We start from the raw sequence: 23,944 nt of genomic DNA, 5'->3' as shown, positions 1-23,944 counted from the left end.
TCGGCCGTTTTCCCGGGGCGGCGGCACCGAGAAAATCGGGGTAGTCGTCGATGAGCGGGCGGTCGGCCCGGGTGCACTTGTCACGACGCGCGGAAGTTTCGCCGTCTCGCAGAGGAGGACCGCCCGCCACAGGGTTGCCACAGGTCACCGAGCCGGGACGGCGCGCGCAAGCGGCTGAGCTTCGCGTCACCATGTGGCGCTGGAGGTACGTCCGCCGGGCGAAAAGCACTTACCCTGCGGTAGTGCGCGCCATCCTCGTCGTGAACCCCCAGGCCACCTCGACCACCGCGGGTGGCCGGGACGTGCTGGCGCACGCGCTGGCCAGCCAGGTGAAGCTCGACGTCGTCGAAACCGACTACCGCGGGCACGCGCTCGCGGTAGCCCGTTCGGCGGCTCGCGACGGCTACGACCTGGTGGTGGCGCACGGCGGCGACGGCACGGTCAACGAGGTCGTCAACGGCCTGCTCGCCGATTCCGCGGGCACTCCCGGACGTTCCGGGTCCGTCCCGATGCTCGGCGTCGTGCCGGGCGGCTCGGCCAACGTGTTCGCCCGCGCGGCCGGCCTTCCCGCCGATCCGGTCGAGGCGACCCACCAACTGCTCACCGCGCTGGAGACCGAGCGGACCCGGCGGATCGGCCTCGGGCTGGCCGACGGGCACTGGTTCACCTTCAACGCGGGCCTCGGCTGGGACGCCGACGTGGTCGGCCGCGTCGCGAAACGGCGGGGCAAGCAAACCAGCGCGAGCCTCTATCTGCGCGCCGCGGTGCGCTCCTACTTCCGCCCGCCGCTCGGGCGGCCGACGCTCACCGTCCGGATCCCGGGCGAGGAACCGGCGGAGGCGGTGACCGCTTTCGTGTCGAACACCGATCCGTGGACCTACCTCGGGGAACGTCCGGTCCACCTCAACTCCGGCTGCTCGTTCGAGACCGGATTGGGCCTGTTCGCGTTGAACGGTCTGCGATTGCCCACCGTGTTCACGCATGTACGGCAAGCTCTGCTCACGGAGAGCGATCAGCACGGCCGCCGTCTGCTCCGCCGCGACGATGTGCCTCTGATCCGCATCGACGCAGCTGAACCGGTCAACTTCCAGGTCGACGGGGACCTCGTCGGGCAACGCACCCGGGTCGAGTTCCAGAGCGTCCCGGACGCACTCACCGTAGTCGGATAGCCCGGCGACCCCTGATCGCCCGCGGCAAAGTGCGTTCTGCCGCTCGGCGACGCAAACCCTCCGTTCACCGCACGCCCCTTCCGGCGAGCGGAGCTTTTCAGAACGAAACCGCAGGTCAGAGGCATAGCTCGGCCGGGTGAGCTGACTCACCGATCTTGTCCAAACCCTTGTCGAACGCGGTGCTTCGTGAAAGCATTCACAAGCACCCAAAAACACGACCGCCACTACTGTGGCGCGGCCCTCCCGCGTCACTGTGAAGGAGCTCACGAACATGGACTGGCGCCACGACGCGGCCTGCCGAGACGAGGACCCCGAGCTGTTCTTCCCGGTGGGAACCAGCGGTCCGGCTCTGTTGCAGGTCTCCGAGGCGAAGGCCGTGTGCCACCGCTGCCCTGCGGCTTCCGACTGCCTGGCCTGGGCTTTGGCCAGCGGCCAGGACGCCGGCGTCTGGGGCGGAATGAGCGAAGACGAGCGACGCGCGCTCAAGCGCCGCCGTACGCACATCGGCACGCGTACCACCGCCTGAGCCTTTTCGGCTCAGCTGCAGCACCCAGAATCAGCTGCACCACCTCGAACCGGACTTTCGCCCGGCGGGCATTCGCGTGCCCGTGCCGCACATGGCGACACATACCCGGTACGAGCGTAACAACCGAGGTCGGCCACCCCGCATCCGGGTGCCGCCTCGCCCAGGACTATCCATGTCCTCCCGCGGAACGTTGAATGGGCCGGTACCGCCACGCTTCACTGGTACCGGCCCTTCACCGTGTCCGCAGTCCGATGTGGACACTCAGGCTTCGCGCGCCCAGCGCACGTATCGCATTTTCGGGGTGAACCCGGCGCGCTCGAAAACGCCGGGGGCTCCGGAAGCGCTCGCCGAATCCACGGTGAGGCTGGCTTGGTCGTACCCGTGCTCGGCAGCGGCCCGCAGCGCGTGTGCGACGACCGCGCTGGCAAGTCCGCGGTTCCGGTAGCCGGGAATCGTGCCGACCACCATGAAGTGCGCGTCCCGAATTCCGGTCGTCTCGGTGTCGGCCGCCCAGGACAGGGTCAGCACGAGACTCACCGGAGCACCGGATGCCTTGTCCCGCAGCAGAAAACTGATCTCGGGCTGGAGCGTGTGGTTGGTGAACTTGTTCTGCCACGCGTTCGCGGCCAGTGGGGTCGCCCCCCAGTGGTCCTGAAAGGACTCGTTGCGGACGAGCCGGAAATCCTCGTCGAGGTCCGGCGTCCACTGGTCGATCCGGAATCCGTCCGGGATCGCCGCCTCGCCGGCTGTCCCGAGTGGATGTTCCATGCGCTGGAAATAGCGGGCGGGCGAAAAGCCCTGCGCGGCAAAGAGTTCTTTCGTCCCGGCGATGTGCTCGGCCTTGTGGATGTCGACGGCGAGCCGCAGCGTCGGGTGATACAGTTCGTGTACTGTCTTCGCCCCGGCGATCCCCGCTTCCACTAGCCGGGTGCCGATCCCGCGGCGGCGGTAGTCCGGATCGACCCCACCGTCGAGGAAAACCCGATGGACCTTCTCGGGGTACTGCTTGTGCCGGGTCTTCACGTAGCCGACCATCCGGTCGCCGTCGAACGCGGCGAGGCTCGCGCGTTCGAGATCGGAGAATGGATCGATCAGCTCTTGAAGAGTGTCGTCGGCGGTGTAGTTCTCGCCGATCCGGTCGACCGTTTCGATGGCGTTGAGCAGATCGGCCGAGGACTGGGCGTCCGCTTTCGTGAGCGGCCGCCACGTGAGGTCAGGCATGCGCCGGACAGTAATCCGGCGCACCCGGGCTGTCGCCGGGTTTTCTAGAGCCGCCGCGACAACGGGATCCGCAGCGCCGCCTCGGTGCCCGGCACCCGGTTGCCCTCCTCGTCGGTCCGGACCTGGCGCAGCGAAAGCGATCCGCGCAGTTCCGATTCCACCAGCGTCCGCACGATCTGCAGCCCCAGCCCGTCGCTGCGTTCCAGCGAGAACCCGGACGGCAGGCCCCGGCCGTTGTCGCGGATCAGGATGTCCAGCCGGCGCGCCGACCGTTCCACGATCAGCTCGACCTTGCCCGGCCGTCCCTGCGGGAAGGCGTGCTCGATCGCGTTCTGCACCAGTTCGGCCAGCACCATCACCAGCGGGGTCGCGATCTCGGCCACGACCACGCCGAACGACCCCTTGCGGGTGAGCCCGACCTGCGATTCCGCGGTGGCGACCTCGCCGACCATCGGCAGCACGTTGTCGAGCAGCTTGTCCAGGTCCACGCGCTCGTCGACGGAGATCGACAGCGCCTCGTGCACCATCGCGATCGACGACACCCGCCGCACCGATTCGCCCAGCGCCAGCCGGGCCTCCTCGCTCGAGGTACGCCGCGACTGCAGCCGCAGCAGCGCGGCGACGGTCTGCAGGTTGTTCTTCACCCGGTGGTGGATCTCGCGGATCGTGGCGTCCTTCGACATCAGCGCGCGGTCGCGGCGCTTGACCTCGGTGACGTCGCGGACCAGCACTAGCGCGCCCGCGGGCTGCCCGGCCGGACGCAGCGGCAGCGCACGGAACAGCACCACCGCGCCCCGTTTCGAATCGGCCTCGGTGCGGGTGGACGGCTTGCCGTCGAGGGCTTCGATGATCCGGTGCGACACCTCGGTGGCGTCGAACGGATCGCGGATCAGCGACCGGGTGAGCGGGGCCAGCCGTTGCCCGACGAGGTCGGATTCGTGCCCCATCCGGTGGTAGGCGGACAGGCCGTTGGGGCTGGCGAAGACGACGGTGCCGGCCTGGTCGAGCCGGACGAGGCCGTCGCCGACGCGCGGGCTGGTGTGCGTGTCGGTCTGGTTGCCCCCGGCGGGCGGGAAGGTGCCGTCCACGATCATCTGGCACAGGTCGCCCGCGCTGCCCAGGTACGCGATCTCCAGCGGGCTCGGCACGCGCGGCGCGGCGAGGTTGGTCTCGCGGCTCAGCACGGCGATCACCTCGCCGCCGAAGCTCACCGGCACCGCTTCGCGGCGCATCGGCAGGTCGCGGTACCAATGCGGGTCTTCCTCGCGGCAGATCTTGACCTCGCGCATGGCCTTGGCCAGCTGCGGGTGCTCGTCCACGGTGAACCGGGTGCCGACGACGTCCTCGGGATGGGCGGTGGGCGCGGTGGTCGGCCGGGCGTGCGCGACGCACACGAAATCGCCGCCGTCGGGCTGGTGCTCAGCGGAAACCGGGACCCAGAGCAGGAAGTCGGCGAACGACAGGTCGGCCAGCAGCTGCCACTCCGCGACCACGGTCTGCAGGTGGTCGGCCGCTTCGCCGGGGAGGCCGGTGTTCTCGGCGAGCAGGTCGGCAAGGGTCGACAAGGCTACCGGCCGCCCTCTGATGCGGTGTGTTCGTTCATGCCTGCGCACCTCCTCAGTTCATCCAACCAGAGCGTAGGCGCGGGTGCCGCCGAGGAGCGTGCGGGCCGCATGACACACTGGAACGGTTGACCCGTTCCCGGTCGGTGTGTCGAACCCCGCCCCGGGACATTCAGCGGACACCCGAGGAGAGAACATGTCGAAGCGCGCCCGCAAGCGTCGCGACCGCAAGAAGAACGGCGCCAACCACGGCAAGAAGCCCAACGCCTGAGTCCGCGCCCGGACGTGACAAGGCCCCCGCACCGGATCGGTACGGGGGCCTTGTCACGTCCGGGGCACTGCTCAGTCGCTGGTGGTGCGCTGTTCCACGGTGATCTCGGTGCGCTCCACGGTCACGCCGCCCTGCGTGGCGACGGTCTGCCGGATGGAGGCGCGCAGCCTGCTCTTGAGCTCCGCCGGGGCGAGGTCGCCGCCGCACTTGCGGGCCAGCAGGGCCTTGATCTGCTCGTCGATGCCGTATTCCTCCAGGCACGGCGGGCAGTCCTCGATGTGCCTGCGCAGCTCGGCGTCCCGCTCGGGACTGCATTCGCGGTCCAGCAGCAGGTAGATCTCCGCGAGCGCGTCCTCGCAGGGCATCTTCTCCGCGGGCACGTCTTCCGAGCTCATCGTTTCGCCACCTCCTCGCGGTTCCCCCGGATGAAGCCGCGCTCTTGCGCGACGTCGGCCAGCAGGTCGCGCAGCTGCGCGCGGCCGCGGTGCAGCCTGGACATCACGGTGCCGATCGGAGTGTCCATGATCTCGGCGATCTCCTTGTACGCGAAGCCCTCGACGTCGGCGAGGTAGACCGCGAGCCGGAACTCCTCGGGCAGCTTCTGCAGCGCCGCCTTCACGTCGGTGTCCGGGAGGTTGTCCATCGCCTCGACCTCGGCCGAGCGCAGCCCGCTCGAGGTGTGGCTCTCCGCCCGGGCGATCTGCCAGTCGCTGATCTCGTCCGTGGGCTGCTGTACCGGCTGCCGCTGACGCTTGCGGTAGCCGTTGATGTAGGTGTTGGTGAGGATGCGGTACATCCACGCCTTGAGGTTCGTGCCCGCCTTGAAGGACGCGAACGCCGCGTACGCCTTCAGGTAGGTCTCCTGGACCAGGTCCTCGGCGTCGGACGGGTTGCGGGTCATCCGCATGGCGGCCGCGTAGAGCTGGTCGAGCAGGGGCATCGCGTCGCGCTCGAAGCGCTCGGCGAGCTCCAGTTCGTCGGCCGCCGTCTCCGGCGCGGAGTTGGGGGTGCTCGGCAAACCGTTCCCTTCCCGTTCGGCGTCGATGCGCGTCTGCGCATACGGCAGCACCGAGTTTACGCGGGGATTCGGAAAGCCGGTCCCGGGACGGCTCCTTGCGGGGCGGGGGGTGGCGAGCGTGGTGGTCACGATGTCTACAACAGAGCGCCCCGACCGGGCATTCCCGGCCGGTTCGTAGACTCGCCGCCATGGCGGGCAAGGGCACTCCGGCGACGGCACTGCTGCAGAAGCGGAAGGTGGCGCACACCGTGCACACCTACGACCACGATCCCCGGGCGGAGTCGTTCGGCCTGGAAGCGGTGGAAGCCCTCGGCCTGGAGCCGGGCCGGGTGTTCAAAACGCTGGTCGCGGACGTGGACGGAAAACTCGTCGTCGGCGTGGTGCCGGTCACCGGCCAGCTGGACCTGAAAGCGCTGGCCGCCGCGGCGGGCGGCAAAAAGGCGAAAATGGCCGACCCGGCCGCGGCCCAGCGCGCCACCGGCTACGTGCTCGGCGGGATTTCGCCGCTCGGCCACCGGAGCCGGCTGCCGGTGGTGCTGGACAGCTCGGCGCTGAACTACCCGACGATGTTCTGCTCCGGTGGCCGGCGCGGACTCGAAGTGGAACTGGACCCGGCCGAACTGGTCCGGCTGACCGGCGCGGCGGTGGCCGGAATCGCGGCGGGCTAAGCGGCTTCGAGAACGAAGAACAGGAAGCAGAGGAAGGCTTCCTTCTCGCCGAACTCCTCGGGGAACTTCTCCCGGGCGCCCTCGGCCGGATACGGCTCGCTGAGCACCGAAACGCGGAAACCCGCCTGGGTGAAGGCGTCGGTCATCGCGTGCAGCGGACGGTGCCAGTACGCGAGCACGCCCTTTTGGCCGTTGAAGGTGTATTCCTCGGAGAAGCGTTCGATGGCGAAGTAGTTGCCTTCGGGCCGGAGCAGCTTGTAGACAGTCGGGTGGTTTACGGCCAGGATCAGCCGTCCGCCGGGCCGGAGGATCCGCCGCAGTTCGGTCAGCGGGGCGATCCAGTCCTCCAGATAGTGGAGCACCAGCGAGACGATGACGTCGTCGAACGCCTCGTCGGCGTAGGGCAGCGGCTGGCTGAGATCGGCGACCCGGAGGTCCGCGTCTTCGCCCAGTCGTTTCCGGGCGATCTCGACCATGGTGGCGCTGAAATCGAAGCCGCTCACGAGCGCGCCGCGCTCCCGCAGGGAGGCGAACAGCGGGCCAGCACCACAGCCCGCGTCGAGAATCCGTCTGCCTGCGACGTCTCCGGCTAGATCCAGAATCGCGGGACGGGTGTAGTAGGCGTTGATGAGACTGTGTTCGGTTTCGATCGCGTAAGCCTCGCCGAAAGTGTCGTAGTCATTGGCGAGGCCCTCGTCGGAAGCGTTGGCAGTCATGGGATCCACCCTGGCACGGACTTCGGTCAGGGGGTCGGCGCGCGCCAGTAGCGTTTCAGGATCGCCAGTTGCAGGGTGCACTCGACGGCGGTGACGTCGTCGCTGCCGGGAAAGCCGCCGCTGACGAAATCGGCCAGGTCGTCTTCGCCGCGGAAGACGCCGTCGTAGACGAAGGTGGACGACGCCGCGGTGAGCGCGAGGTACCGGGTCGTCGGGTGCGCGGCGATCGCGGCGCCGAGCCGGGCCGTCGCAGCCGGCGGACAGGAAATGCCGAGGACGGCCTCGACCCGGTAGCCGAGCTTCCCCGGCTCGATCTCGACGCGAGGCCGCAGCAGCCCGGAACCGAACATCGCGGTCGCGACGCGGCGGGCCCGGGACTCGGAGATGTCGAGCACGCGAGCGACGTCCGAGTACGGCGTCCGCGCGTCGTCGCGCAGCACCGCCGCGACTTCGCGCTCTAACGGGCCTAGCTCAGCGCCGGGATCCTCCCCCGCGGCACCCGCGTGCGAGGCAAGCAGTTCCTCCTGCTCGCGGGTCAGCCGCCGCAGCCGCCACGCCGCGGAGCTGGTGAGCCGCCGCAACGCCCACTCCGCGCGGACCGAGCGGATGCCGGGCACGGCAGGGATCTCGTCGACCAGCGCGTGTGCCGTCGCGGCGCGGGTCATCCCGTGGACCACGGCGTACACCTCTCCGCGACCGGCGGCGAGTGCGAGGTGCGTGGTGTCGGCGCGGCGCACCAGAGCCTCCGCCACCGCGCGGGTCCGGCCGGGCTCGGCGCCAATCCACACGTGCACTGGCGGAGCCTCGGCGAGCAGCGACCAGTCGACCTCGCAGATGACCCGGAGCAGGCCGTCCTCCAGCATCCGGGCGTAGCGCCGCCCGACCGTGCGCGCCGAACTGTCCAGGACGCGGGCCAGCACGTCGAAGGGCGCGCGGGGCGCGTGCTGCAGCGCGGCGACCAGGTCGAGGTCGAAGTCGTCCAGTACGCCGTCGTCGGCCACCGGGTGCCCTCCTTCGGGTTCGTGCAGCGCAGCCTACCCAAGCCGGATTCTGACTGAATCAGGCGAATATCACTTCTCATTGCCTGAATGCGGCACTTCGTGGAACTCTGGTGCAGGAAAACGGTCGAACAGAGGTGTCGAGCTTGTCTTGGACGGAGAAAGTGACCGCATGACCGACACGATCGTCTTGGGCTCGGTGACCGCGACGCGCGTCGTCGAGTACGAAGGAACCACCCGCCCGCCCGAAGCGATGTTCCCCGGCCTCGCGCAAGACACCTGGCGAGCGCACGAATCCGGGTTTCCTCCGGGCTCCTGGGACCGTCAGTCCGGACTGCTGCGCACCTGCGTGCAGACGTGGGTGCTGCGCAGCGGGGGCGCCACGATCCTGGTCGACACCGGCGCCGGCGACGGCAAGGACCGGCCCGGCACCCCGGTGTTTCACCAGCTGCGGACCGGGTTTCTCGACCGGCTGGCCGCGGCGGGTGTCGCACCCGAAGACGTCGACATCGTCGCGAACACGCATCTGCACGCCGATCACGTCGGCTGGAACACCCGCCTCGACAACGGCGAGTGGCGCCCGACGTTCCCGAACGCGACCTACCTGCTGCCGCGCGCCGACCACGACTACTGGGACCCGGCTGGTCCGCACCGGCCGAAACTGGCCCAGATCAACGAAAATGTCTTCGCCGACAGCGTCGCCCCGGTAGTCCACAGTGGACAAGCCCGGTTGTGGGAGGGCAGCTACGACATCGACGGCGCGCTCCGGCTCGAACCGGCACCCGGGCATACGCCCGGATCGTGCGTGCTGACCGTAGGTTCCGGAACCGACCGGGCGCTGTTCGTCGGCGACCTGCTGCACCACCCGCTGCAGTTCGCCGAGCCCGGCCTCAACAGCTGCTTCTGCGAGGATCCGGCGCAGGCAGCGGCGACCCGGCGCCGGTTGCTCGGCCAGGCCGCCGAGGACCGCGCGCTGGTCTTCCCCGCGCACGTCGGAGCCGGACCGGCCGTGGAGGTCGTCCGCGACGGATCGAAGTTCGCCGTGACGCGATGGGGGTCTGACGCATGACCGTGGTCTCCACTGCCTCCGGGCGAGTCCGGGGCACGGCGCGGAACGGGGTGCACACGTTCCGCGCGATCCCTTATGCCGCACCAATGTCCGGCGCGGCGCGGTTCCGCGCGCCCGCCCCGGCACCGCGCTGGGATGGCGTGCGCGACGCCACCCGGCCCGGCCCGACCGCGCCGGCCGCGCGGCGCGATTTCGGCGCCACCGACCTGCGGCCGGTGCTGGGTTCCGGCTGGATTCCCGGCCCGGACTACCTGTCGGTCACCGTCAGCACGCCCGACCCGGCCACCGCGGGCCTGCCGGTGCTGATCTTCTTCCACGGCGGCGGGTTCACCGCGGGCACCGGGCAGACGGAGCTCTACGACGGCGATACCTTCGCCCGCGACGGCGTCGTCCTGGTGACGGTGCAGTACCGCCTGGGTGTCGCCGGGTGGTTGCGGCTCCCCGACGCCCCAGCCAACCGCGGCCTGCTCGACGCGCTCGCGGCTCTGCGCTGGGTGGCCGACAACATCGCGGCGTTCGGCGGCGACCCTGGCAACGTCACGGTGGCCGGGCAGTCCGCCGGGGCCATGCTTGTCGCCGCGCTGCTCGCCACTCCGGGTGCCGAGGGCTTGTTCCGCCGCGCGATCAGCCAGAGCGGCAGCGGCGAATTCGCCTTCCCCGCGGAAAAGGCCGACCTGATCACCCAGGCGACGGCCGACGCACTCGGGGTGGCACCCACCGCCGCCGCGCTGAGCGAACTGAACGACGAGCGTCTGCTCTCCGCACCGGCCGCGATGCCCCCGGCGGCGATCGCCGGATTCCGCGACACGTCACTGGGCAACAGCCCGTACAAACCAGTCCTGGACGAGGAGACGCTGCCGGACCAGCCCGCCTCAGGACGCACGGCCCCGGTCAGCCTGCTGATCGGCACCAACGCCGACGAGGCGCGGCTGTACACCGCGAACGTCGACGAGACCCAGCTGTACGCCGCCGCGGCCCGCCGGTTCCCGGACCCCGAGATGGCCATCGCCCGCGCACGAGAGAGACACCCCGGCTCGTCCCCCGCCGAACTGGCCGCGCGCTTGATGACCGAGGCATACACGGCGAGCAATCGCCTCTTGGCGGACGCGCACAGCGGAGCCGGAAACCGCACCCACGTCTGCGAGTTCGCGTGGCCCGCGCCCGGCCAAGACCACCCGCAGGGGGCGTGCCACTGCGTCGAGTTGCCCTTCGTGTTCGACCACGCATCCCTTCCTGGCCTCTACGGCCGCTCGGGCCTGCTCGGCAGCGAACGACCGGATTCCGAGCTGGCCGCCCGCACCCACGCTGCCTGGGTCTCCTACGTCACGACCGGCGACCCCGGCTGGCCCGCCTACCGCCCGGACACGACCACGGTCATGCGCATTTCCGAAGACTGGGAATTGAGGATCTGACGCCGCGCCGGGTATTGCCCAGGCTATCCGGTGCCCTTCACCCGATCCCTGTCTCAGCGCCAGTTGCCCACAGGCCAGCAAAGCTGTGGATAACTCCAGAGAACTGGCGCTGAGCAGGGGAAATGCCTAGCCGAACTGTCCACAGCCAGTCGTCTGCCAGCGGTGCGACCGAACTGCCCGAAGCGAGCTAGCCACCGCCAGCAGCATCACAGATGCGGCATGCCTGCTCCGCCTCCGGCGAGACCCAGAATCGCTGGACGGGGGTAGCAGGCGTCAGCAATCACGGGATTGCCTCTGGCACGGCGGAGCTTTCTTGGGTCGGCAACTGGGCGCGCACCGTAGTGCCGGAGTCCGGCGCGCTGAGGATCGTCAGCTTGCCGCCGACAGTGTCCGCGCGGTCGTGCAGCCCGGCCGGACCGGCTCCCTTGGCGGCATCCGGCGGGAAACCGCGGCCGTTGTCGCGGATTTCCAGGAGCAGCTCGCCCTCTTGCCGGGAAAGCCGGATGGTCACCTGCGTGGCCTGGGCATGCTTGAGCACGTTGGCCAACGCCTCGGAGACGATGAAGTAGGCGGCTTCCTCGAGGTCGACCGAAAACCGGGTCGTCCACACTTCCGGATCGGCGACGACCTCGACCGGGATCGGCATCCGCCGGGCCCGGGACTCCACCGCGGCCGCCAAGCCTTGATCAGTGAGTTCGGCGGGGTGAATGCGGTGGGCCGCCTCGCGGACTTCCTCGACCACCCGGCAGAGCGTCTCCTGTGCCGCGCCGAGTGCCGGATCGACCTGGCCGGGGTCCCGCCGGAGCTGGTTGCGGGCAAGCCGAAGCGTGGTCAGCAGGACGATCAGCTCCTGCTGGATGCCGTCGTGCAGGCGGCGCTGGATCCGCCGCCGCTCGCTGTCCTGGGCGTGCACGATGCGTGCTCGCGACTCCTCCAGTTCCCTTGCCTGGCGTTCGATCTGGTCCACTCGGGTCCGCAGCTCGGCCGTGAGGCCGGCGTTGTGCACCGCTACCGCGCTCTGCCGGGCAAGGGTGGCGACCAGTTCCTCGTCCGCGGCGGTGAACTCGCCCTCGGTCTTGGCACCGCACTCGAGCACGCCCAGCTGGGCGCCACCGTGCCGGAGGGCCACTTCGAGGGAAGCAGTCGCGGTCGGTTCGCCCGCCGTCGCGACGATCGGCCGCGGCGGCAGCAGGCGCACGCGTGCCCAGCGCAGATCCAAGGCCTCGCGCAGACCGCTGGCCAGCTGATCGGCGAGCGCGGGCACATCGAAGGCCTGCTCAAGCGTGCCGCCGAGGTGCACCAGGAGTTCGTAGCTGCTGGGCCGCCGACCGAACACCCGCCGGGCGGCGGCGCGGGAAAGCCGAGCCCGGATCGGCAAGACCGCCAGTGTCGCGGCGACCGTGACCAGCATCGCCGGCCCGAGCGAGAGAAAGCGGCTCGCGGCGATGCTCAGCCCGGCCACCACGCCGGTGTACCACAGCGCGATGAGCAGCCAGAGCAATCGGTACCGGGTCGAGCGCCGGACCTCGACGCCGAGCAGCCGGTAACGGAAAGCCGCTGCCGCCAGGGAAACCGGAACGACGGTGGTCGCCAGCAGGACGAGGATCGGCGCGACCGGTCCGGCGCCGGGCACCAGCCTGCTCGCCACGACCAGCGGCACCAGCACCGTCGCGCCGACGAGCAGCGCCGTCCCCAGCAGCCAGCGCAGGAGACGTCGCTGCGCCCGCGGCAGCAGAAAGTACCGTGCGGCCAGCAAAACCGGTCCCAGCACGAGCAGCCACAGGCCCAGCGGAATCGGGCTGACCGGGAGCGGCCCGCCCGCGAAGGTGAGCACCAGCGCGAACGGCACCACCAGCCACAGCGAGCGCAGCACCGCCTTCTCGTAGGCGAACCGGTAGCGGCCGTCCGGCAGCAAACCCACCAACCGCACCACCGCAACGATGAGAACGGCCGCGATCCCGCCGATCAGCACTCGCCAGACTCGGGGCAGGTGAACGAAATCGAACGCGTTGCCCGCGGCGGCGGCGAGGAACGCGACAGCGGCCAGCATCGCGAACAACACACCAGTGGCCAGCGCTTGCCGCGCGACCGGATGCCGCGGCGCGAGCCGCCACGCGAAAACCCCGACCAGCCAGCTCGGCAGCGGCCCGGCGACCGCGACCGCCAAGGCCAGCGGGCTGTCCAGCACGGTCAGCGCCGCGACGACCGACCAGAGCACGCAGGCCGCGCCGGCCAGCGCGGACGTCCGGAGCAACCACCGCATCTTCCCTCCCCAGTGGCCACCATGCTCGCCGGTCTTCTGGGTAGAGGCAAACCTCCACCGAGAAGGCAGGTTCTTCGGATGTTCCCGGCCGCGGCAGCACGCGAGAGTTCGGGAAGCCGGCTCGACCCGGCTTCCCGAACAGTCGCGGAGGAAGCAATGTTTCGTGGATTGATCGTGTTCGTCGCCGCTTCACTGCTCGCGGGCGGCGGCACCGCGCAGGCCCAGCCGCATTCGCTCGTCCTGGAGTTGCCGATGCCGACCGGCCCGCATCGGGTCGGGGTCACCGAACTGCATCTGGTCGACCGCGCCAGGCCCGATCCGTGGGATGCCAAGCTGGGCTTCCGAGAGCTGATGACCACCGTGTTCTATCCAGCCGCCGACACTCGCGGCTACCCGCTCGCTCCGCAGATGACCGCCGCCGCGGCCGGATTGTTTTCCGCGATAGACGTGCCGTGGCTGCATCCGGAACTGCCCGCGTCAGGGGTGGACTGGGCGGCCACGACGACCCACGCGCACACCGGCGCGCCCGCCGAACCGGTCCGGCGGCCGGTGGTGCTCTACAGCCCGGGCTTCGGCGACCCGCGCACGCTCGGCACCAGCGTCGCGGAAGACCTGGCCAGCCACGGCTACGTGGTGGTGACCGTCGACCACCCCGGCGAGACGAGCGAGGTCGAACTGCCCGGCCGGATGCGCACCATCAAGGAACTGCCCGCCGATCCCCGGACCAGTCCATCGGTTTTCCGCACCATGATGACCACGCGCTTCGCCGACCTCCGCTTCGCCGTCGACGAGCTGGAAATCCTTGCCTCAGGCGGGAATCCGGATGCGGAGAACCGCGCTCTGCCGGAAAACCTGAGCCGGGCCCTTGATCCGCGGCGAATCGGCATGTACGGCCACGGAGCGGGCGGCGCGGCGGCGGCCGAGGCGTTGTACGAGGACCGGAGAGTCGACGCGGCGGCCGACCTGGACGGATATCTCGACTATCTCCCGGATTCGCCCGGCCAGGAAGGCGAACTGCTCCCGGTGGCCGCGCACGGGGTGCACCGGCCGGTCTTGCTGCTGGGCACAGCCGGATTCCGGGACGCGCGGATCACCCGGACCTGGGACGCGCTGCTCGCCCACCGGGGCGGGTGCACGCGCTGGTCGCAGATCGACGATGCCGCGCACTGGGCACTCACCGACTTCGGCGTCGAAGCGCCCCAACTGGAAGCCGCCGGGCTGATGAGCCCGCAGAACCGGAACAAGCTCGTCGGAGCTGCCGGGAATGCCGCGACCGCGGTGCGTGAGCGCGTGCTGTCGTTCTTCGATCGGCACCTGCGCACCCGCTGACGGTCAGGCGGGGCGGGCGTGGCGCAGGTAGGTCAGCACCGCCGCCACGCGGTGGTGCTGGCCGGGTTCCTCGGCAAGCCCGAGCTTCGCGAAAGTGGAGTTGACGTGCTTTTCGATGGTCGACTCGGCCAGGCTCAAGGACTCGGCGATGCCGCGGTTGTTCCGACCCTCGGCCATGAGCCGGAGCACGTCCAGTTCGCGGGGAGTCAGCTGGGCCAGCGGCGACGCGGCGCCACGGGTACGGCTGCGCACGAGGACTTCGACGACCCGCGGGTCAACCACCGATCCGCCCGCGGCGACTTCGCCGAGAGCGCGGACGAGTTCGTCGACGTCGCCGATCCGTTCCTTGAGCAGGTAAGCCAGCCCGGACGTGCCGTGCTGGAACAGGGAGAACGCGTATTGCTCGCTGGCGTGCTGGGACAGCACCACCACCCCGATCCCGGGGTGACCGGCCCGGATCGCGTGGGCGGCGGTGATGCCTTCGAGGTGGTGGCCGGGCGGCATCCGGATGTCGGCGACGACCGCGTCCGGACGTTCGCTCTCGACCGCGGCGAGCAGTTCCTCGCCGGAGCCCGCCGTGGCGGCGACCGTGACGCGGCCAGAGTCTTCGAGAAGTTTGCGGGTGCCTTCCCGGACCAGGTAGTGATCGTCGGCGATAACGACACGCAACTGCTCGGTCATGTCGCGGTCTCCGAATCCGACGGCTGTGCGCTGCCGAGTCTATCCGCCACCGCCTGCGCAGCACCGGGGCCAACGACAGTTGCCCACCGGCTCACCGAGCTGTGGACAACTCTGTCCGAGGAGCGCTGAACTGCAACTAGCCACCGCCAGCAGCGTCACAGATGCGGCCGGACGACCCGCCCCAGCCACTCCGCCGCGGCCCGGGCCACCGCGTCCAGATCAGCGGCCAGCGTATGGTCCCCCGCCACTACCACGATCTCATGGTGCGGTGCCGCCGAAGGCCGCCCGAACGGGTCCCGCTCCCCCTGGATCACCAGCGCGGGCACCTCGACCGCGTCCAGTTCGGCTTGGCGCGACTTCTCCGGCTTCCCCGGCGGGTGTTCCGGAAAAGCCAGGCACAGCACGGCGACCGCCTGCCCGGCCGAAGCCGTCCGGCACGCCACCCGGGCCCCCGAGGAACGACCGCCGAACACCAGCGGCAAATCGTCGAATCGGGCGGAAATCTCGTCCGCCACCGTCAGCCACGCCGTGTCCAATTGCTTGGCCGGAGCCGGGGCCCGGCGGCCGGCCACCCGGTACGGCTGTTCCACCAGCGCCACGTGCATCCCGGCCGCTTTCGCCGCCTGGGCCACCGCCACGAGGTCCTTCGCTCCGATGCCGCCGCCCGCGCCGTGGCCGAGCATCAGCACCGCGTCGCCGTCGGGCGCGCAATGCAGTTCGGCCCGCGCGAGGCCGTGTTCGGTGTCGATCTCGAGCGTGGTCATGGCACGTCGAAGAGCGAGTCGACGGACTGCTCGGTTTCCGCGCGCCGCACCAGCTCCGGGCCGTTGTTGCGGACGTTGTTCACCAGGCTCGACACCGGCCGCAGCTCCAGCGATTCCACGATCGCGGGCGGGGTCGGCGTCATCAGTTCGTCCACTTCGGACCGGTCCGGGTCGAGCCAGCCCGTCCAGTGCTCGCGCGGCACGATCAGCGGCATCCGGTGATGCACGTCGGTGAGCTGGCCCTGTGCGTCCGTGGTCAGGATCGAGAAGGTGATCAGCGGTTCGGCGTCCGCGTCGTCCTTCGGCCGCCAGCTTTCCCAGATTCCGCCGAACGCGAGCGAATTCCCGGAGGGATCCGTCATGTAGAACGGTTCCTTCTCCTTGCCCGTGCGCCGCCATTCGAACCAGCCGTCAGCGGGAACCAGGCAGCGGCGCGAGGCCAGCGCGCGCTTGAACGCGGGCTTTTCCTTCGCGGTCTCCGCGCGGGTGTTGATCATCCGCGAACCCGCCGAAGGATCCTTGGCCCAGAACGGAACCAGGCCCCAACGCATGATCCGCAGCGAGCGCTCCGCGGGTTCGTCTTCGAGGACCAGCCCGTCGGCGTCGCGGGGATGCCGCTGCACCACGGTCACGACGTTCTTGGTCGGCGCGACGTTGTGGTCCACTCGCGCCCGGCCCTCGGTCAGGTCGACCGCGGCGAACTCCTCGACCAGCTTCGCCGGGTCTTTCGTCGCGGCGTAACGGCCGCACATGCCAACCTCCTCGAAGTGCCTCAGCGGCCATCGTCGCACGCAAACCGGGCCCGGCGCGACCGGCATGGGATCATTCGGCCAGGCAAAGGGAGACCGGGAGGACGTGGGCGGCTTGGCGCGAGGCGACTGGAAGCGGCTGGACGAATCCGACGTGCGAGTGCGTCCCGGCAAAGGCACCAGGCCACGCAGCAAGCGCAGGCCCGAGCACGCCGACGCGGTCACCGCGATGGTGATCGGCAAGGACCGCGGCCGCTGGACGTGCGCGGTGGACGCCGATCCGGACCGCGTCGTGATGGCCATGCGGGCCCGCGAGCTGGGCCGCGTCTCGGTGGTCGTCGGGGACACGGTCGCGCTGGTCGGGGACGTGTCCGGACGCCCGGACACGCTCGCCCGGATCGTCCGCGTCGACGAGCGCACCAGCGTGCTGCGCCGCACCGCCGACGACACCGACCCGTACGAACGCGTGGTCGTCGCCAACGCCGCCCAGCTGCTGATCGTCACCTCGCTGGCGGATCCCCTTCCCCGGCCCGGATTCATCGACCGCTGCCTCGTCGCGTGCTACGCGGGCGGCCTGGAACCCGTGCTGTGCCTGACGAAAGCCGACCTCGCCAGCCCGGATTCGCTGCTCGCCGGCTACGCGGGCCTGGACGTCCCGGCCATCGTCACCCGGCACGACGAGGAACCCGAGGGCCTGCGCGAACGCCTCGGCGGCCGGATCACCGCCCTCGTCGGGCACTCCGGAGTCGGCAAGTCGACATTGGTCAACCGCCTGGTGCCCGCCGCCGAACTGGCGACCGGCGTCGTCAGCTCGGTCGGCAAAGGCCGGCACACCTCGGTGGCCGCGGTGGCGCTGCCGCTGGCGGGCGGCGGCTGGGTGGTCGACACCCCCGGCGTCCGGTCGTTCGGGCTCGCGCACGTGACCGCGGACGACATCGTGAACGCCTTCGAGGAGTTCGCCGAGGCCGCCGAGGAATGCCCGCCGAACTGCGGTCACCTCGGGCCGCCCGAGGACCCGGACTGCGCGCTGGACGACGTGGTCGCCGACGGCAACGCCGGCGCCGAGCGGCTGGCTTCGCTGCGCCGGCTGCTGGTGTCGCGGGCGGGCGGAGCGGAAATGCGCGCCGAATCGTGACCTGAAAGCGGTAACCTCGCGCGGCTGTCGCCGATATGCGGGTGAGTGCCCGGTGGGGGACGAACCGGGGGAAATTCCTCCGTCCGGAGGGAACCTTTTCCCGCCGGACGGCGTCACAGAAGCAACCTCGCGGAGTCACTTCGCCAGTGGCCCGCGCGCCGGACCGCAAGGACGCGGCCCGCCCAAGGCCGACCGGCGACAACGCAGGTGAAAGACCGATTCCTTCCTAGGGGGAGAACCATGCGCAAGACCACGACGTTCGCTGTCGCCGCGGGTGCGGCGCTGGCGCTGGTGCTGACGGGCTGCGGCTCGAGCGCCGAGAACGGCACCGCGGCTCCGGCCGGCCAGTCCAAGGACGGCGGGTCCGGCCTGGCGTCGCCGTTCAGCGACGCGCTCAAGCTGGCCGACGCGGCCAAGCAGGGTACGGAGAAGGCCAAGTCGGCGAAGATGTCGATGGACATGGCCATGGGCGGCCAGTCCATCAAGGCCGAGGGCGCGATGCGCTTCGACGGCGAGAACTCCGCCATGTCGATGACGATGAACACCCCGCAGGGCTCCACCGAGATGCGCTACGTCGACAAGACCCTCTACATGAAGGTCCCGGCCGAGCAGTCCAAGCAGTTCGGCACCGACAAGCCGTGGCTGAAGATCTCGCCGGACGCCACCGACCCGATGTCGCAGTCGTTCAGCAAGGCGATGGCGCAGTCGACCCAGCAGAGCGACCCGACCCAGATCCTCGACCAGGTGTCGAAGACCGGCCAGATCATCGGGGCCGACCAGGTCGAGCTGAACGGCGAGAAGGTCAACCACTACAAGGTCGAACTGGACGTCAGCAAGTCCGTCGAGACCTACTCGAAGGGCCAGCCCGCCGCGGTCCAGGAGCAGATGAAGAAGATGCTCGCGGGCAAGAACATCAAGATCCCGGCCGAGATCTGGATCGACAAGGACCAGCTTCCGCTGCAGGTCACGATGGACCAGTCCGAGATGATGAAGTCGCTCGGCGCGTCGACGGGCTCGAGCGCCGCGGCCGCCGCGGGCGGCAAGATCACCGTCAAGTACACCGACTGGGGCAAGCCGGTCGACGTGGCCGCGCCGTCCGCCGACCAGGTCACCGACTTCGGCGAGATCATGAAGAAGATGGGCCGCTGATCTCCGCTGCCTTTCGCGGGCCCCGAGCCACTCCGGCTCGGGGCCCGTTTTTCGTGCGCTACTGCCGGTAGCACGCGTTCCCCCGAACGGGTCGCCCTCGCCCGTTGTGCTTGGCTTGAAGCACTTTCGGCCGGTCAGAGAGGGTTTTTCGGATGCGCAGGACGGCCGTGGCGGGAGTCGCCGCACTGCTGGCGGTCGTGGCGGCGAGTTGTTCCAGCACCCCGGAACCCCAGCGCTTCACCGACGCCCGCGCGCTCGCCGACGCCGCTTCGGCCGCGACTTTGGCCGGGCACACCGCGAAGTTCACCGCGGACGTCACCACCGGCACCCTCGTGTCCCATGGACAGGGCCAGGCGAAATTCGACCCGGCCGGAACGTCGCTGTCGATGACGACGGACTACGTCGGCGAGCCGCTCGAACTGCGCCTGGTCGACAAGACGCTGTACGCGAAAGTCCCGGAAAGCACACGAGACCAGGTCAGCGACCACAAAGCGTGGGTGAAGGTATCACCGGACGGCACCGATCCGCTTTCGCAGGTGCTCGGCAGCAGCCTGGCGCAACTGGCCGAGCAGAACGACCCGGCCCGCACGCTGGCTCAGGTCCGCACGGCCGGGACGGTCGCCTCAAGCGAGGAAACCACCCTCGACGGCGCCTCGGCCGAGCACTACCACCTGACCGTCGACCTGGCGAAACTCGGCTCCGAACTGCCCGGCAGCCTGCCCGCCGAAGCACTCGCCCGGCTCGGCGACCGCGGCAAAACGATCCCGTTCGACCTCTGGCTGGACTCGCAGCACCGGCCGATGCAGCTGGTTCTGGACCTGACGCCGGTCATGCAGGCCACCGGCCAGACCGGCGTCGCCACGGTCAAGGCGCGCTACACGGATTGGAACACGCCGGTCACGGTCGACCCGCCCGCCCCGGCCGAAATCGGCATTCTCACCGGCGGCTGACCCCCGCCGCCGACCGTCCGTGAGGGGAACCCTGAGGGAATCTGATTCCCTCAGGGTTCCCCTCACGGACAACAACCCGGGCCACCCAGACAGCGTTAGAGCAGTTCGAGCAGGAAAGGCAACTCCTGCAGTGCGTACCACGCCAGCTCGTGGTCTTCGGCGTCGCCGAGGGTGAATTCGGCGTCCTCGTCGCCGAGGTCCGCCGCGTCGATCACCGCCGCCGCGGCCGCTACCGCGGGCTCCGCCTCGGCCGCGTCCACGTGGATCGCCGCGATCTGGGACTTCGGCACCGGACCGGCGAGGCGCACGACCGCCGCGTCCAGGTCCGGCCGCAGGGTCGCGTCGTCGACGTCCACCGACACCACCGCTCGCCGCGGTTCCGCCTTCTCCTCCGCGGCGATCAGGCGCAGCGAAGCACGAGCCGCGTCCAGCAAAGCCGCGTATTCCAGTTCCTCGTCGGAACCGCTCGCGTACGCCTCGCGCAGGGCGGGCGTCAGCGCGAAACCGGTGCCGCTGCGAGCGCGGAATTCGCCAGAGGCCTCCAGGTCTCGCAGCATCGCGATCGTCGCAGGCAGATAAACCCTCACCAGTGCGCACCCTTCAGCTCTTCCAGCGCTTCTTCGATCATCCCGCCGAGCAGCCCGACGTCGAACGCGGCCTTGCGGTCGCCGTTGAGTCCGAAGTAGACACCGCCGTGGTAGGAGGTGACCCCGATCGCCAGCGCCTGCGTGCGCATCAGCGGCATCACCGGGAACATCTCCACCAGTCTCGCCTCCCCCGCGTACATCGGCACCTGCGGCCCCGGCGAATTCGTGATCATCAGGTTGAAAATCCGCCCGGACAGCGATCCGCCCGCCCGCGCGCCGAGCGAATGCAGCGTCGCCGGCGCGAACCCGCTCACCTTCAGCAACCCGCGCGCGGCCACCGATCTTCCCGAATTCAGGTGCTCGGCCATCGCGTGGCCGATGTGCTGCAACCGCAGCACCGCGCTCGGCTCGCCGACCGGCAGGTCGACCAGGTAGGCCGCGACCTCGTTGCCGACCAGCGCGGGCGTGGCGAACTCGGCGGTCTCGGCGTCGGTGACCGCCATCGGCACGAGCGCGCGCACGGTCTCGGTCGGCGTGAGGTTCTCCCCGCGCGAGAGCAGCCACTCCCGCAGCGCACCGGTGATCGCGGCGAGGATGACGTCGTTCACCGTGCCGCCGTGGTCGGCGCGGATCTTGCGGAAATCCTCCAGCCGCGTCCGCACGACCGAGAACACCCGGCCGCCGGACACCCGGACGTTCAACGGCCCGGGCGGAGCGGGTCGCGTGATCGTCGCCGCGACGCCACCGAGCGTCTCGACGGCCTTGCTCACCGTGGTCACCGCGTCGCCGGCGATCGAACGCACGTTTTCGATCAGCTCGCCCGGCCGTTGCACGGTCTCGCTCATCGCGTCGAGAACCAGTTGCGCGCGGCTCGGTTCTCGCCGCGGCGCCCACATGTCCTCGAACGGCTCGGGCGCCTCGGGGGTCTCGTCGAGGATGAGCTGGCCGAGGTCGATCGTGCCGACACCGTCCACAACGGACTGGTGCGTTTTCGTCACCATCGCGACCCGGTCGCCGGCCAGCCCCTCGACGAAATACGCCTCCCACAGCGGGCGTTCCGGCGCGAGCCGCCGCGACATCAGCCGCGCGACCAGGTCGAACAGCTGGTCGTCGGTGCCCGGCTGGGGCAGCGCGGAGCGGCGGACGTGGTAGTTCAGGTCGAAGTCGACGTCGTCGACCCACACCGGGCGCGCGAGGTGCCCCGGCACGCCGAGCACGCGCTGGCGGTAGCGGGGCAGGAACGCCAGCCGCGCGCCGACGAGGTCGAGCACCTGCTCGTAGGCGAATCCGGACGACGGCCGTTCGAAGATCGCCACGCCCCCGACGTGCATCGGCGTCGTCTGGTCCTCGACGTACAGGAACGAGGCGTCCAGCGCGGACAGGCGGTCGGGCATGAGCCGATCCTTACACAATGCGAGACTGGCCGGTGTGGGTGATGAGCTGGCGGGTTCGCCGAAAGACCGCTTCCTGACCGTATACGGGCGCAAGCCCGTGCTGGAGGCGCTGGGCGATCCGGACCTGCGCGTGGACAAGGTGATCCTCGCCGACACCGCGCGCGGCCCCGCCGCCGCGGAGATCCAGCGCGCCGCGAAAGCCGCCGGGGTGCCGGTGCAGCGCGCGAGTGCGCACCGGGTGAAAGTGCTGGCCGGCAACGGAAAACAGGACCAAGGCGTCCTGGCCGACGTCGTCGCGCCGCGGATGCGCGCCCTCTCCGCTGCCCTCGACGACCGTCGCCCGCCAGCCCGGCTGCTGCTCCTCGACGGCATCACCACCCCGGCCAACGTCGGCATGATCCTGCGCACCGCGACGGCCGCCGGGCTGTCCGGCGTGATCGTGCCGCGCCGGGGTGTCGCCGCACTGGACCCGATGGTGGTGAAATCCTCGGCAGGCGTTGCCTTCCGGGCACCGGTGCTGCGCTGCGGATCGGCGCGCGAAGCGGCGGAAATGCTCGTGGAGGCCGGATACAGCCTGTTCGCGCTGGGTGCCTCGGCGTCGACGTCGATCTTCGACGCGGAGCTACCGCAACGATCCGCGTTCGTGCTGGGCGGCGAAACCGAAGGCGTCGGCGAGGCCGTGGCTGAGCTGGTGACGGAGTGGCTGTCCATCCCGATGCCCGGCGACGTCGAATCGCTGAACGTCTCCGCCGCGGCCGCCGTGCTGTCCTTCGAACTCGTGCGGCGCGGGGTCAGCTGAACAACGCCGCCAGTTCGTCGAGAGTCTCGGCGACAGTGCGGTGGTGCACGCCGACCATTCCCGCGGCAACGGCCCCGCGCACGTTCCGCTCGGCGTCGTCGACGAACACGCACCGAGGCGCGGCCAACCCGATCCGCTCCGCCGCGACGAGGTAGATCTCGCGGTTCGGCTTGGCCACGCCGACCTCGCCGGAGAAGACAAGGGCGTCAAAGTACTGCGCCAGCTCGGTTTTCACCCCTGGCGCGGCTCCCGGCGCGTTGGAGACCAGCGCGGTGCGAGTGCCGTTCGCGCGGGCGTCGCGGAGGTATTCGTAGAGCAACGCGGCGTCCGGGTCGGTCAGCACCCCGGCGTAGTCGACGAGCAAGCCTTTGAGCACTTGGCCAGCCTATCCGCTGTTCCGCGGGGCGAGGCTCTCTTAGCGCACCTGACTCGTCCTGTCCGCCCCATTCTGCCCTTTTAGCCGGATCAGGTAGTCGATGTCCCGTAAACCCTCCCCGAGACGCACTAACCCACGGGTGGACATCCATGTTTCGGGGAGGAACTCCATGACCAACCACAGCCTCCGGCCGCTGACTGCCGTCCCGGGGGTCACCGGCCGGCGCGAACATCGCCGCGGCACGTGGCCGTCGCCGGACGATCTGCCGCCCGCTGGGCACCGGCTGCTGCGGCTCACCGATCCGCCCACGGGACGGCGGCTCAGCCAGCGGCTCAACGCCATCCTCGAAGTCCTCGCCGGGCGGCGGGCGGCCGGGCAGATCCGCCCGCTCGTGGACGAGGCGTTGTTTTCCCGGCTCAGCAGCCAGGGACTGATGCCGGGCATCCGCCACCACGTCGCCGGAGAGCTGCGCGTGTGCCGTCCGGCCGAGACCGCGATGGAGACCAGCACGATCATCCATTCCGGACCTCGCGTGCTGGCGCTGGCGGCCCGGTTCGAGAGGACGCGGACGGGCTGGGTGTGCACGCGGTTTCACATTCTCGCGCCGCGCGGCGAGGGTACGCAGACTGGTCGGCCATCGGTAGCTTGATTGGGACAGCTGACCCAAAGGGTGGGACAGCTGTCCAGAATCAACCCGGCCAGGTCCGGGCGAGCGGGTTCAAGCCACCCATCCCGCTCGCTCCCACCGAGCGCGGGGTCCACTGTGGACTCTGTGTTTGACCGCAGACATAAAAGAACGGCAGCACGAGCGTTCTCGTGCTGCCGTTCTCCGTCCCACACCGTCCATAGTGGACGGCTCAAGGTCGCGTCAGCGACGCGGTCCCTTCTTGCCCTTCTTCGACTGCGCCCGTTCAGCGGCCCGCCGCTCGCGCCGGGTGCCGCCCTGGCCGCCCGCGTCCGAGTCGTTCGCACTGTCCGAATGGGACTCGACGCCGCCGCCCTCGGACGGGCCGGACATCGTCAGTCCGCTTTGGACACCGCCGCCGAGTCCCTTGCCGCGCAAGGCGGACGGGACCGAATCGGAGTCGGTGGCCGGGGGCTGCGGCGGGGCCGGGCGGGCGTGCTTGCCCTCGTCCTC

At 70.0% G+C, this 23,944-nt stretch carries 25 protein-coding genes; 12 read left to right on the top strand and 13 right to left on the bottom strand.

Going from position 1 to position 23,944, the window contains the following annotated elements:
* The first annotated feature begins 242 nt into the window (after positions 1-242).
* The gene (locus tag ACZ63D_RS10360; RefSeq protein WP_465353990.1) at positions 243-1,169 is read left to right on the top strand and encodes a diacylglycerol/lipid kinase family protein; all 927 of its coding nucleotides are present in this window, start codon (positions 243-245) and stop codon (positions 1,167-1,169) included.
* Between the two features lie 271 nt (positions 1,170-1,440).
* The gene (locus ACZ63D_RS10355) at positions 1,441-1,695 is read left to right on the top strand and encodes a WhiB family transcriptional regulator (protein ID WP_009082948.1); all 255 of its coding nucleotides are present in this window, start codon (positions 1,441-1,443) and stop codon (positions 1,693-1,695) included.
* A 261-nt stretch (positions 1,696-1,956) separates the two neighbouring features.
* Here the strand turns inward: ACZ63D_RS10355 and ACZ63D_RS10350 are convergent, their stop codons facing one another.
* Both ACZ63D_RS10350 and ACZ63D_RS10345 read right to left on the bottom strand, forming a co-directional pair.
* A complete protein-coding gene (locus tag ACZ63D_RS10350) occupies positions 1,957-2,916 on the bottom strand; it encodes a GNAT family N-acetyltransferase (protein ID WP_465353989.1) in 960 nt (319 codons plus the stop codon).
* A 44-nt stretch (positions 2,917-2,960) separates the two neighbouring features.
* The gene (locus ACZ63D_RS10345) at positions 2,961-4,481 is read right to left on the bottom strand and encodes a sensor histidine kinase (RefSeq protein ID WP_465353988.1); all 1,521 of its coding nucleotides are present in this window, start codon (positions 4,479-4,481) and stop codon (positions 2,961-2,963) included.
* A gap of 193 nt (positions 4,482-4,674) precedes the next feature.
* Here ACZ63D_RS10345 and ACZ63D_RS10340 point away from each other — a divergent pair, with 193 nt between their 5' ends.
* A complete protein-coding gene (locus ACZ63D_RS10340) occupies positions 4,675-4,749 on the top strand; it encodes a 50S ribosomal protein bL37 (protein WP_098515123.1) in 75 nt (24 codons plus the stop codon).
* Positions 4,750-4,820: 71 nt separating this feature from the next.
* Here ACZ63D_RS10340 and rsrA read toward each other — a convergent pair whose 3' ends face one another.
* Entirely contained in the window at positions 4,821-5,144 is a 324-nt protein-coding gene (gene rsrA / locus ACZ63D_RS10335) for a mycothiol system anti-sigma-R factor (protein ID WP_465353987.1), read from the bottom strand.
* Entirely contained in the window at positions 5,141-5,767 is a 627-nt protein-coding gene (locus ACZ63D_RS10330; RefSeq protein ID WP_451997833.1) for a sigma-70 family RNA polymerase sigma factor, read from the bottom strand. The genes rsrA and ACZ63D_RS10330 overlap by 4 nt, the downstream gene beginning before the upstream one ends.
* A gap of 188 nt (positions 5,768-5,955) precedes the next feature.
* Between ACZ63D_RS10330 and ybaK the strand changes: the two genes are divergently transcribed.
* Positions 5,956-6,435, top strand: a complete 480-nt coding sequence (gene ybaK / locus ACZ63D_RS10325; protein WP_465353986.1) for a Cys-tRNA(Pro) deacylase — start codon at positions 5,956-5,958, stop codon at positions 6,433-6,435.
* On the opposite strand, the gene ACZ63D_RS10320 is transcribed toward ybaK, so the two are convergent.
* On the bottom strand, positions 6,432-7,151 hold the full coding sequence (locus tag ACZ63D_RS10320; protein ID WP_465353985.1) for a class I SAM-dependent methyltransferase: 720 nt from the start codon (positions 7,149-7,151) through the stop codon (positions 6,432-6,434). The genes ybaK and ACZ63D_RS10320 overlap by 4 nt on opposite strands.
* 26 nt (positions 7,152-7,177) lie before the next feature.
* Positions 7,178-8,152 (bottom strand): Lrp/AsnC family transcriptional regulator, encoded by a 975-nt coding sequence (locus ACZ63D_RS10315; RefSeq protein WP_465353984.1) that lies wholly within the window; start codon positions 8,150-8,152, stop codon positions 7,178-7,180.
* A 169-nt stretch (positions 8,153-8,321) separates the two neighbouring features.
* On the opposite strand from ACZ63D_RS10315, the gene ACZ63D_RS10310 reads away from it, so the two are divergent.
* Positions 8,322-9,218: an MBL fold metallo-hydrolase gene (locus ACZ63D_RS10310; protein ID WP_465353983.1), complete on the top strand. Its 897-nt coding sequence runs from the start codon at positions 8,322-8,324 to the stop codon at positions 9,216-9,218.
* On the top strand, positions 9,215-10,630 hold the full coding sequence (locus ACZ63D_RS10305) for a carboxylesterase/lipase family protein (RefSeq protein WP_465353982.1): 1,416 nt from the start codon (positions 9,215-9,217) through the stop codon (positions 10,628-10,630). Before ACZ63D_RS10310 ends, ACZ63D_RS10305 begins: the two co-directional genes overlap by 4 nt.
* 280 nt (positions 10,631-10,910) lie before the next feature.
* Here ACZ63D_RS10305 and ACZ63D_RS10300 read toward each other — a convergent pair whose 3' ends face one another.
* Positions 10,911-12,893 (bottom strand): ATP-binding protein, encoded by a 1,983-nt coding sequence (locus ACZ63D_RS10300; protein WP_465353981.1) that lies wholly within the window; start codon positions 12,891-12,893, stop codon positions 10,911-10,913.
* Between the two features lie 156 nt (positions 12,894-13,049).
* Here ACZ63D_RS10300 and ACZ63D_RS10295 point away from each other — a divergent pair, with 156 nt between their 5' ends.
* Positions 13,050-14,222, top strand: coding sequence for an alpha/beta hydrolase (locus ACZ63D_RS10295; RefSeq protein WP_465353980.1), 1,173 nt, complete (start codon positions 13,050-13,052; stop codon positions 14,220-14,222).
* A gap of 3 nt (positions 14,223-14,225) precedes the next feature.
* Here ACZ63D_RS10295 and ACZ63D_RS10290 read toward each other — a convergent pair whose 3' ends face one another.
* The 3 genes from ACZ63D_RS10290 to ACZ63D_RS10280 form a co-directional block, all read right to left on the bottom strand.
* On the bottom strand, positions 14,226-14,903 hold the full coding sequence (locus ACZ63D_RS10290) for a response regulator (RefSeq protein ID WP_465353979.1): 678 nt from the start codon (positions 14,901-14,903) through the stop codon (positions 14,226-14,228).
* Positions 14,904-15,058: 155 nt separating this feature from the next.
* A complete protein-coding gene (locus tag ACZ63D_RS10285; protein WP_465353978.1) occupies positions 15,059-15,667 on the bottom strand; it encodes an alpha/beta hydrolase family protein in 609 nt (202 codons plus the stop codon).
* Complete coding sequence (locus ACZ63D_RS10280; RefSeq protein WP_465353977.1) at positions 15,664-16,419, bottom strand: SOS response-associated peptidase; 756 nt, start codon at positions 16,417-16,419, stop codon at positions 15,664-15,666. Before ACZ63D_RS10280 ends, ACZ63D_RS10285 begins: the two co-directional genes overlap by 4 nt.
* A gap of 112 nt (positions 16,420-16,531) precedes the next feature.
* On the opposite strand from ACZ63D_RS10280, the gene rsgA reads away from it, so the two are divergent.
* The 3 genes from rsgA (at position 16,532) to ACZ63D_RS10265 (ending at position 19,650) form a co-directional block, all read left to right on the top strand.
* Positions 16,532-17,551 (top strand): ribosome small subunit-dependent GTPase A, encoded by a 1,020-nt coding sequence (gene rsgA, locus ACZ63D_RS10275; RefSeq protein WP_465354745.1) that lies wholly within the window; start codon positions 16,532-16,534, stop codon positions 17,549-17,551.
* A gap of 240 nt (positions 17,552-17,791) precedes the next feature.
* Positions 17,792-18,700: an SCO4651 family lipoprotein gene (locus ACZ63D_RS10270; RefSeq protein ID WP_465353976.1), complete on the top strand. Its 909-nt coding sequence runs from the start codon at positions 17,792-17,794 to the stop codon at positions 18,698-18,700.
* 152 nt (positions 18,701-18,852) lie between these two features.
* Positions 18,853-19,650, top strand: coding sequence for an SCO4651 family lipoprotein (locus tag ACZ63D_RS10265; protein WP_465353975.1), 798 nt, complete (start codon positions 18,853-18,855; stop codon positions 19,648-19,650).
* A gap of 95 nt (positions 19,651-19,745) precedes the next feature.
* On the opposite strand, the gene ACZ63D_RS10260 is transcribed toward ACZ63D_RS10265, so the two are convergent.
* The gene (locus ACZ63D_RS10260) at positions 19,746-20,237 is read right to left on the bottom strand and encodes a DUF6912 family protein (RefSeq protein ID WP_465353974.1); all 492 of its coding nucleotides are present in this window, start codon (positions 20,235-20,237) and stop codon (positions 19,746-19,748) included.
* Positions 20,234-21,631, bottom strand: coding sequence for a WS/DGAT/MGAT family O-acyltransferase (locus ACZ63D_RS10255; protein ID WP_465353973.1), 1,398 nt, complete (start codon positions 21,629-21,631; stop codon positions 20,234-20,236). The genes ACZ63D_RS10260 and ACZ63D_RS10255 overlap by 4 nt, the downstream gene beginning before the upstream one ends.
* Positions 21,632-21,665: 34 nt before the next feature.
* On the opposite strand from ACZ63D_RS10255, the gene ACZ63D_RS10250 reads away from it, so the two are divergent.
* Positions 21,666-22,430: a TrmH family RNA methyltransferase gene (locus tag ACZ63D_RS10250; protein ID WP_465353972.1), complete on the top strand. Its 765-nt coding sequence runs from the start codon at positions 21,666-21,668 to the stop codon at positions 22,428-22,430.
* On the opposite strand, the gene ACZ63D_RS10245 is transcribed toward ACZ63D_RS10250, so the two are convergent.
* Positions 22,423-22,806, bottom strand: a complete 384-nt coding sequence (locus ACZ63D_RS10245) for an HAD-IA family hydrolase (protein ID WP_465353971.1) — start codon at positions 22,804-22,806, stop codon at positions 22,423-22,425. The two genes, ACZ63D_RS10250 and ACZ63D_RS10245, sit on opposite strands and share 8 nt — an antisense overlap.
* Positions 22,807-22,975: 169 nt before the next feature.
* Here ACZ63D_RS10245 and ACZ63D_RS10240 point away from each other — a divergent pair, with 169 nt between their 5' ends.
* Positions 22,976-23,455, top strand: coding sequence for an Rv3235 family protein (locus ACZ63D_RS10240; protein WP_465353970.1), 480 nt, complete (start codon positions 22,976-22,978; stop codon positions 23,453-23,455).
* The last annotated feature ends 489 nt before the right edge of the window (positions 23,456-23,944 follow it).

Source organism: Amycolatopsis sp. NPDC104775 (genome assembly GCF_055583325.1).
The sequence above is the reverse complement of the archived record's forward strand: the minus strand, read 5'-3'. Positions and strand labels throughout refer to the sequence as shown.

Bases quoted from the DNA above. Each gene is read 5' to 3' on its own strand.
- ACZ63D_RS10355 (WP_009082948.1), top strand. From the start codon at position 1,441: ATGGACTGGCGCCACGACGCGGCCTGCCGAGACGAGGACCCCGAGCTG.
- ACZ63D_RS10350 (WP_465353989.1), bottom strand. From the start codon at position 2,916: ATGCCTGACCTCACGTGGCGGCCGCTCACGAAAGCGGACGCCCAGTCC.
- rsrA (WP_465353987.1), bottom strand. From the start codon at position 5,144: ATGAGCTCGGAAGACGTGCCCGCGGAGAAGATGCCCTGCGAGGACGCG.
- ybaK (WP_465353986.1), top strand. From the start codon at position 5,956: ATGGCGGGCAAGGGCACTCCGGCGACGGCACTGCTGCAGAAGCGGAAG.
- ACZ63D_RS10320 (WP_465353985.1), bottom strand. From the start codon at position 7,151: ATGACTGCCAACGCTTCCGACGAGGGCCTCGCCAATGACTACGACACT.
- ACZ63D_RS10310 (WP_465353983.1), top strand. From the start codon at position 8,322: ATGACCGACACGATCGTCTTGGGCTCGGTGACCGCGACGCGCGTCGTC.
- ACZ63D_RS10305 (WP_465353982.1), top strand. From the start codon at position 9,215: ATGACCGTGGTCTCCACTGCCTCCGGGCGAGTCCGGGGCACGGCGCGG.
- ACZ63D_RS10300 (WP_465353981.1), bottom strand. From the start codon at position 12,893: ATGCGGTGGTTGCTCCGGACGTCCGCGCTGGCCGGCGCGGCCTGCGTG.
- ACZ63D_RS10295 (WP_465353980.1), top strand. From the start codon at position 13,050: ATGTTTCGTGGATTGATCGTGTTCGTCGCCGCTTCACTGCTCGCGGGC.
- ACZ63D_RS10290 (WP_465353979.1), bottom strand. From the start codon at position 14,903: ATGACCGAGCAGTTGCGTGTCGTTATCGCCGACGATCACTACCTGGTC.
- ACZ63D_RS10285 (WP_465353978.1), bottom strand. From the start codon at position 15,667: ATGACCACGCTCGAGATCGACACCGAACACGGCCTCGCGCGGGCCGAA.
- ACZ63D_RS10280 (WP_465353977.1), bottom strand. From the start codon at position 16,419: ATGTGCGGCCGTTACGCCGCGACGAAAGACCCGGCGAAGCTGGTCGAG.
- ACZ63D_RS10270 (WP_465353976.1), top strand. From the start codon at position 17,792: ATGCGCAAGACCACGACGTTCGCTGTCGCCGCGGGTGCGGCGCTGGCG.
- ACZ63D_RS10265 (WP_465353975.1), top strand. From the start codon at position 18,853: ATGCGCAGGACGGCCGTGGCGGGAGTCGCCGCACTGCTGGCGGTCGTG.
- ACZ63D_RS10255 (WP_465353973.1), bottom strand. From the start codon at position 21,631: ATGCCCGACCGCCTGTCCGCGCTGGACGCCTCGTTCCTGTACGTCGAG.
- ACZ63D_RS10240 (WP_465353970.1), top strand. From the start codon at position 22,976: ATGACCAACCACAGCCTCCGGCCGCTGACTGCCGTCCCGGGGGTCACC.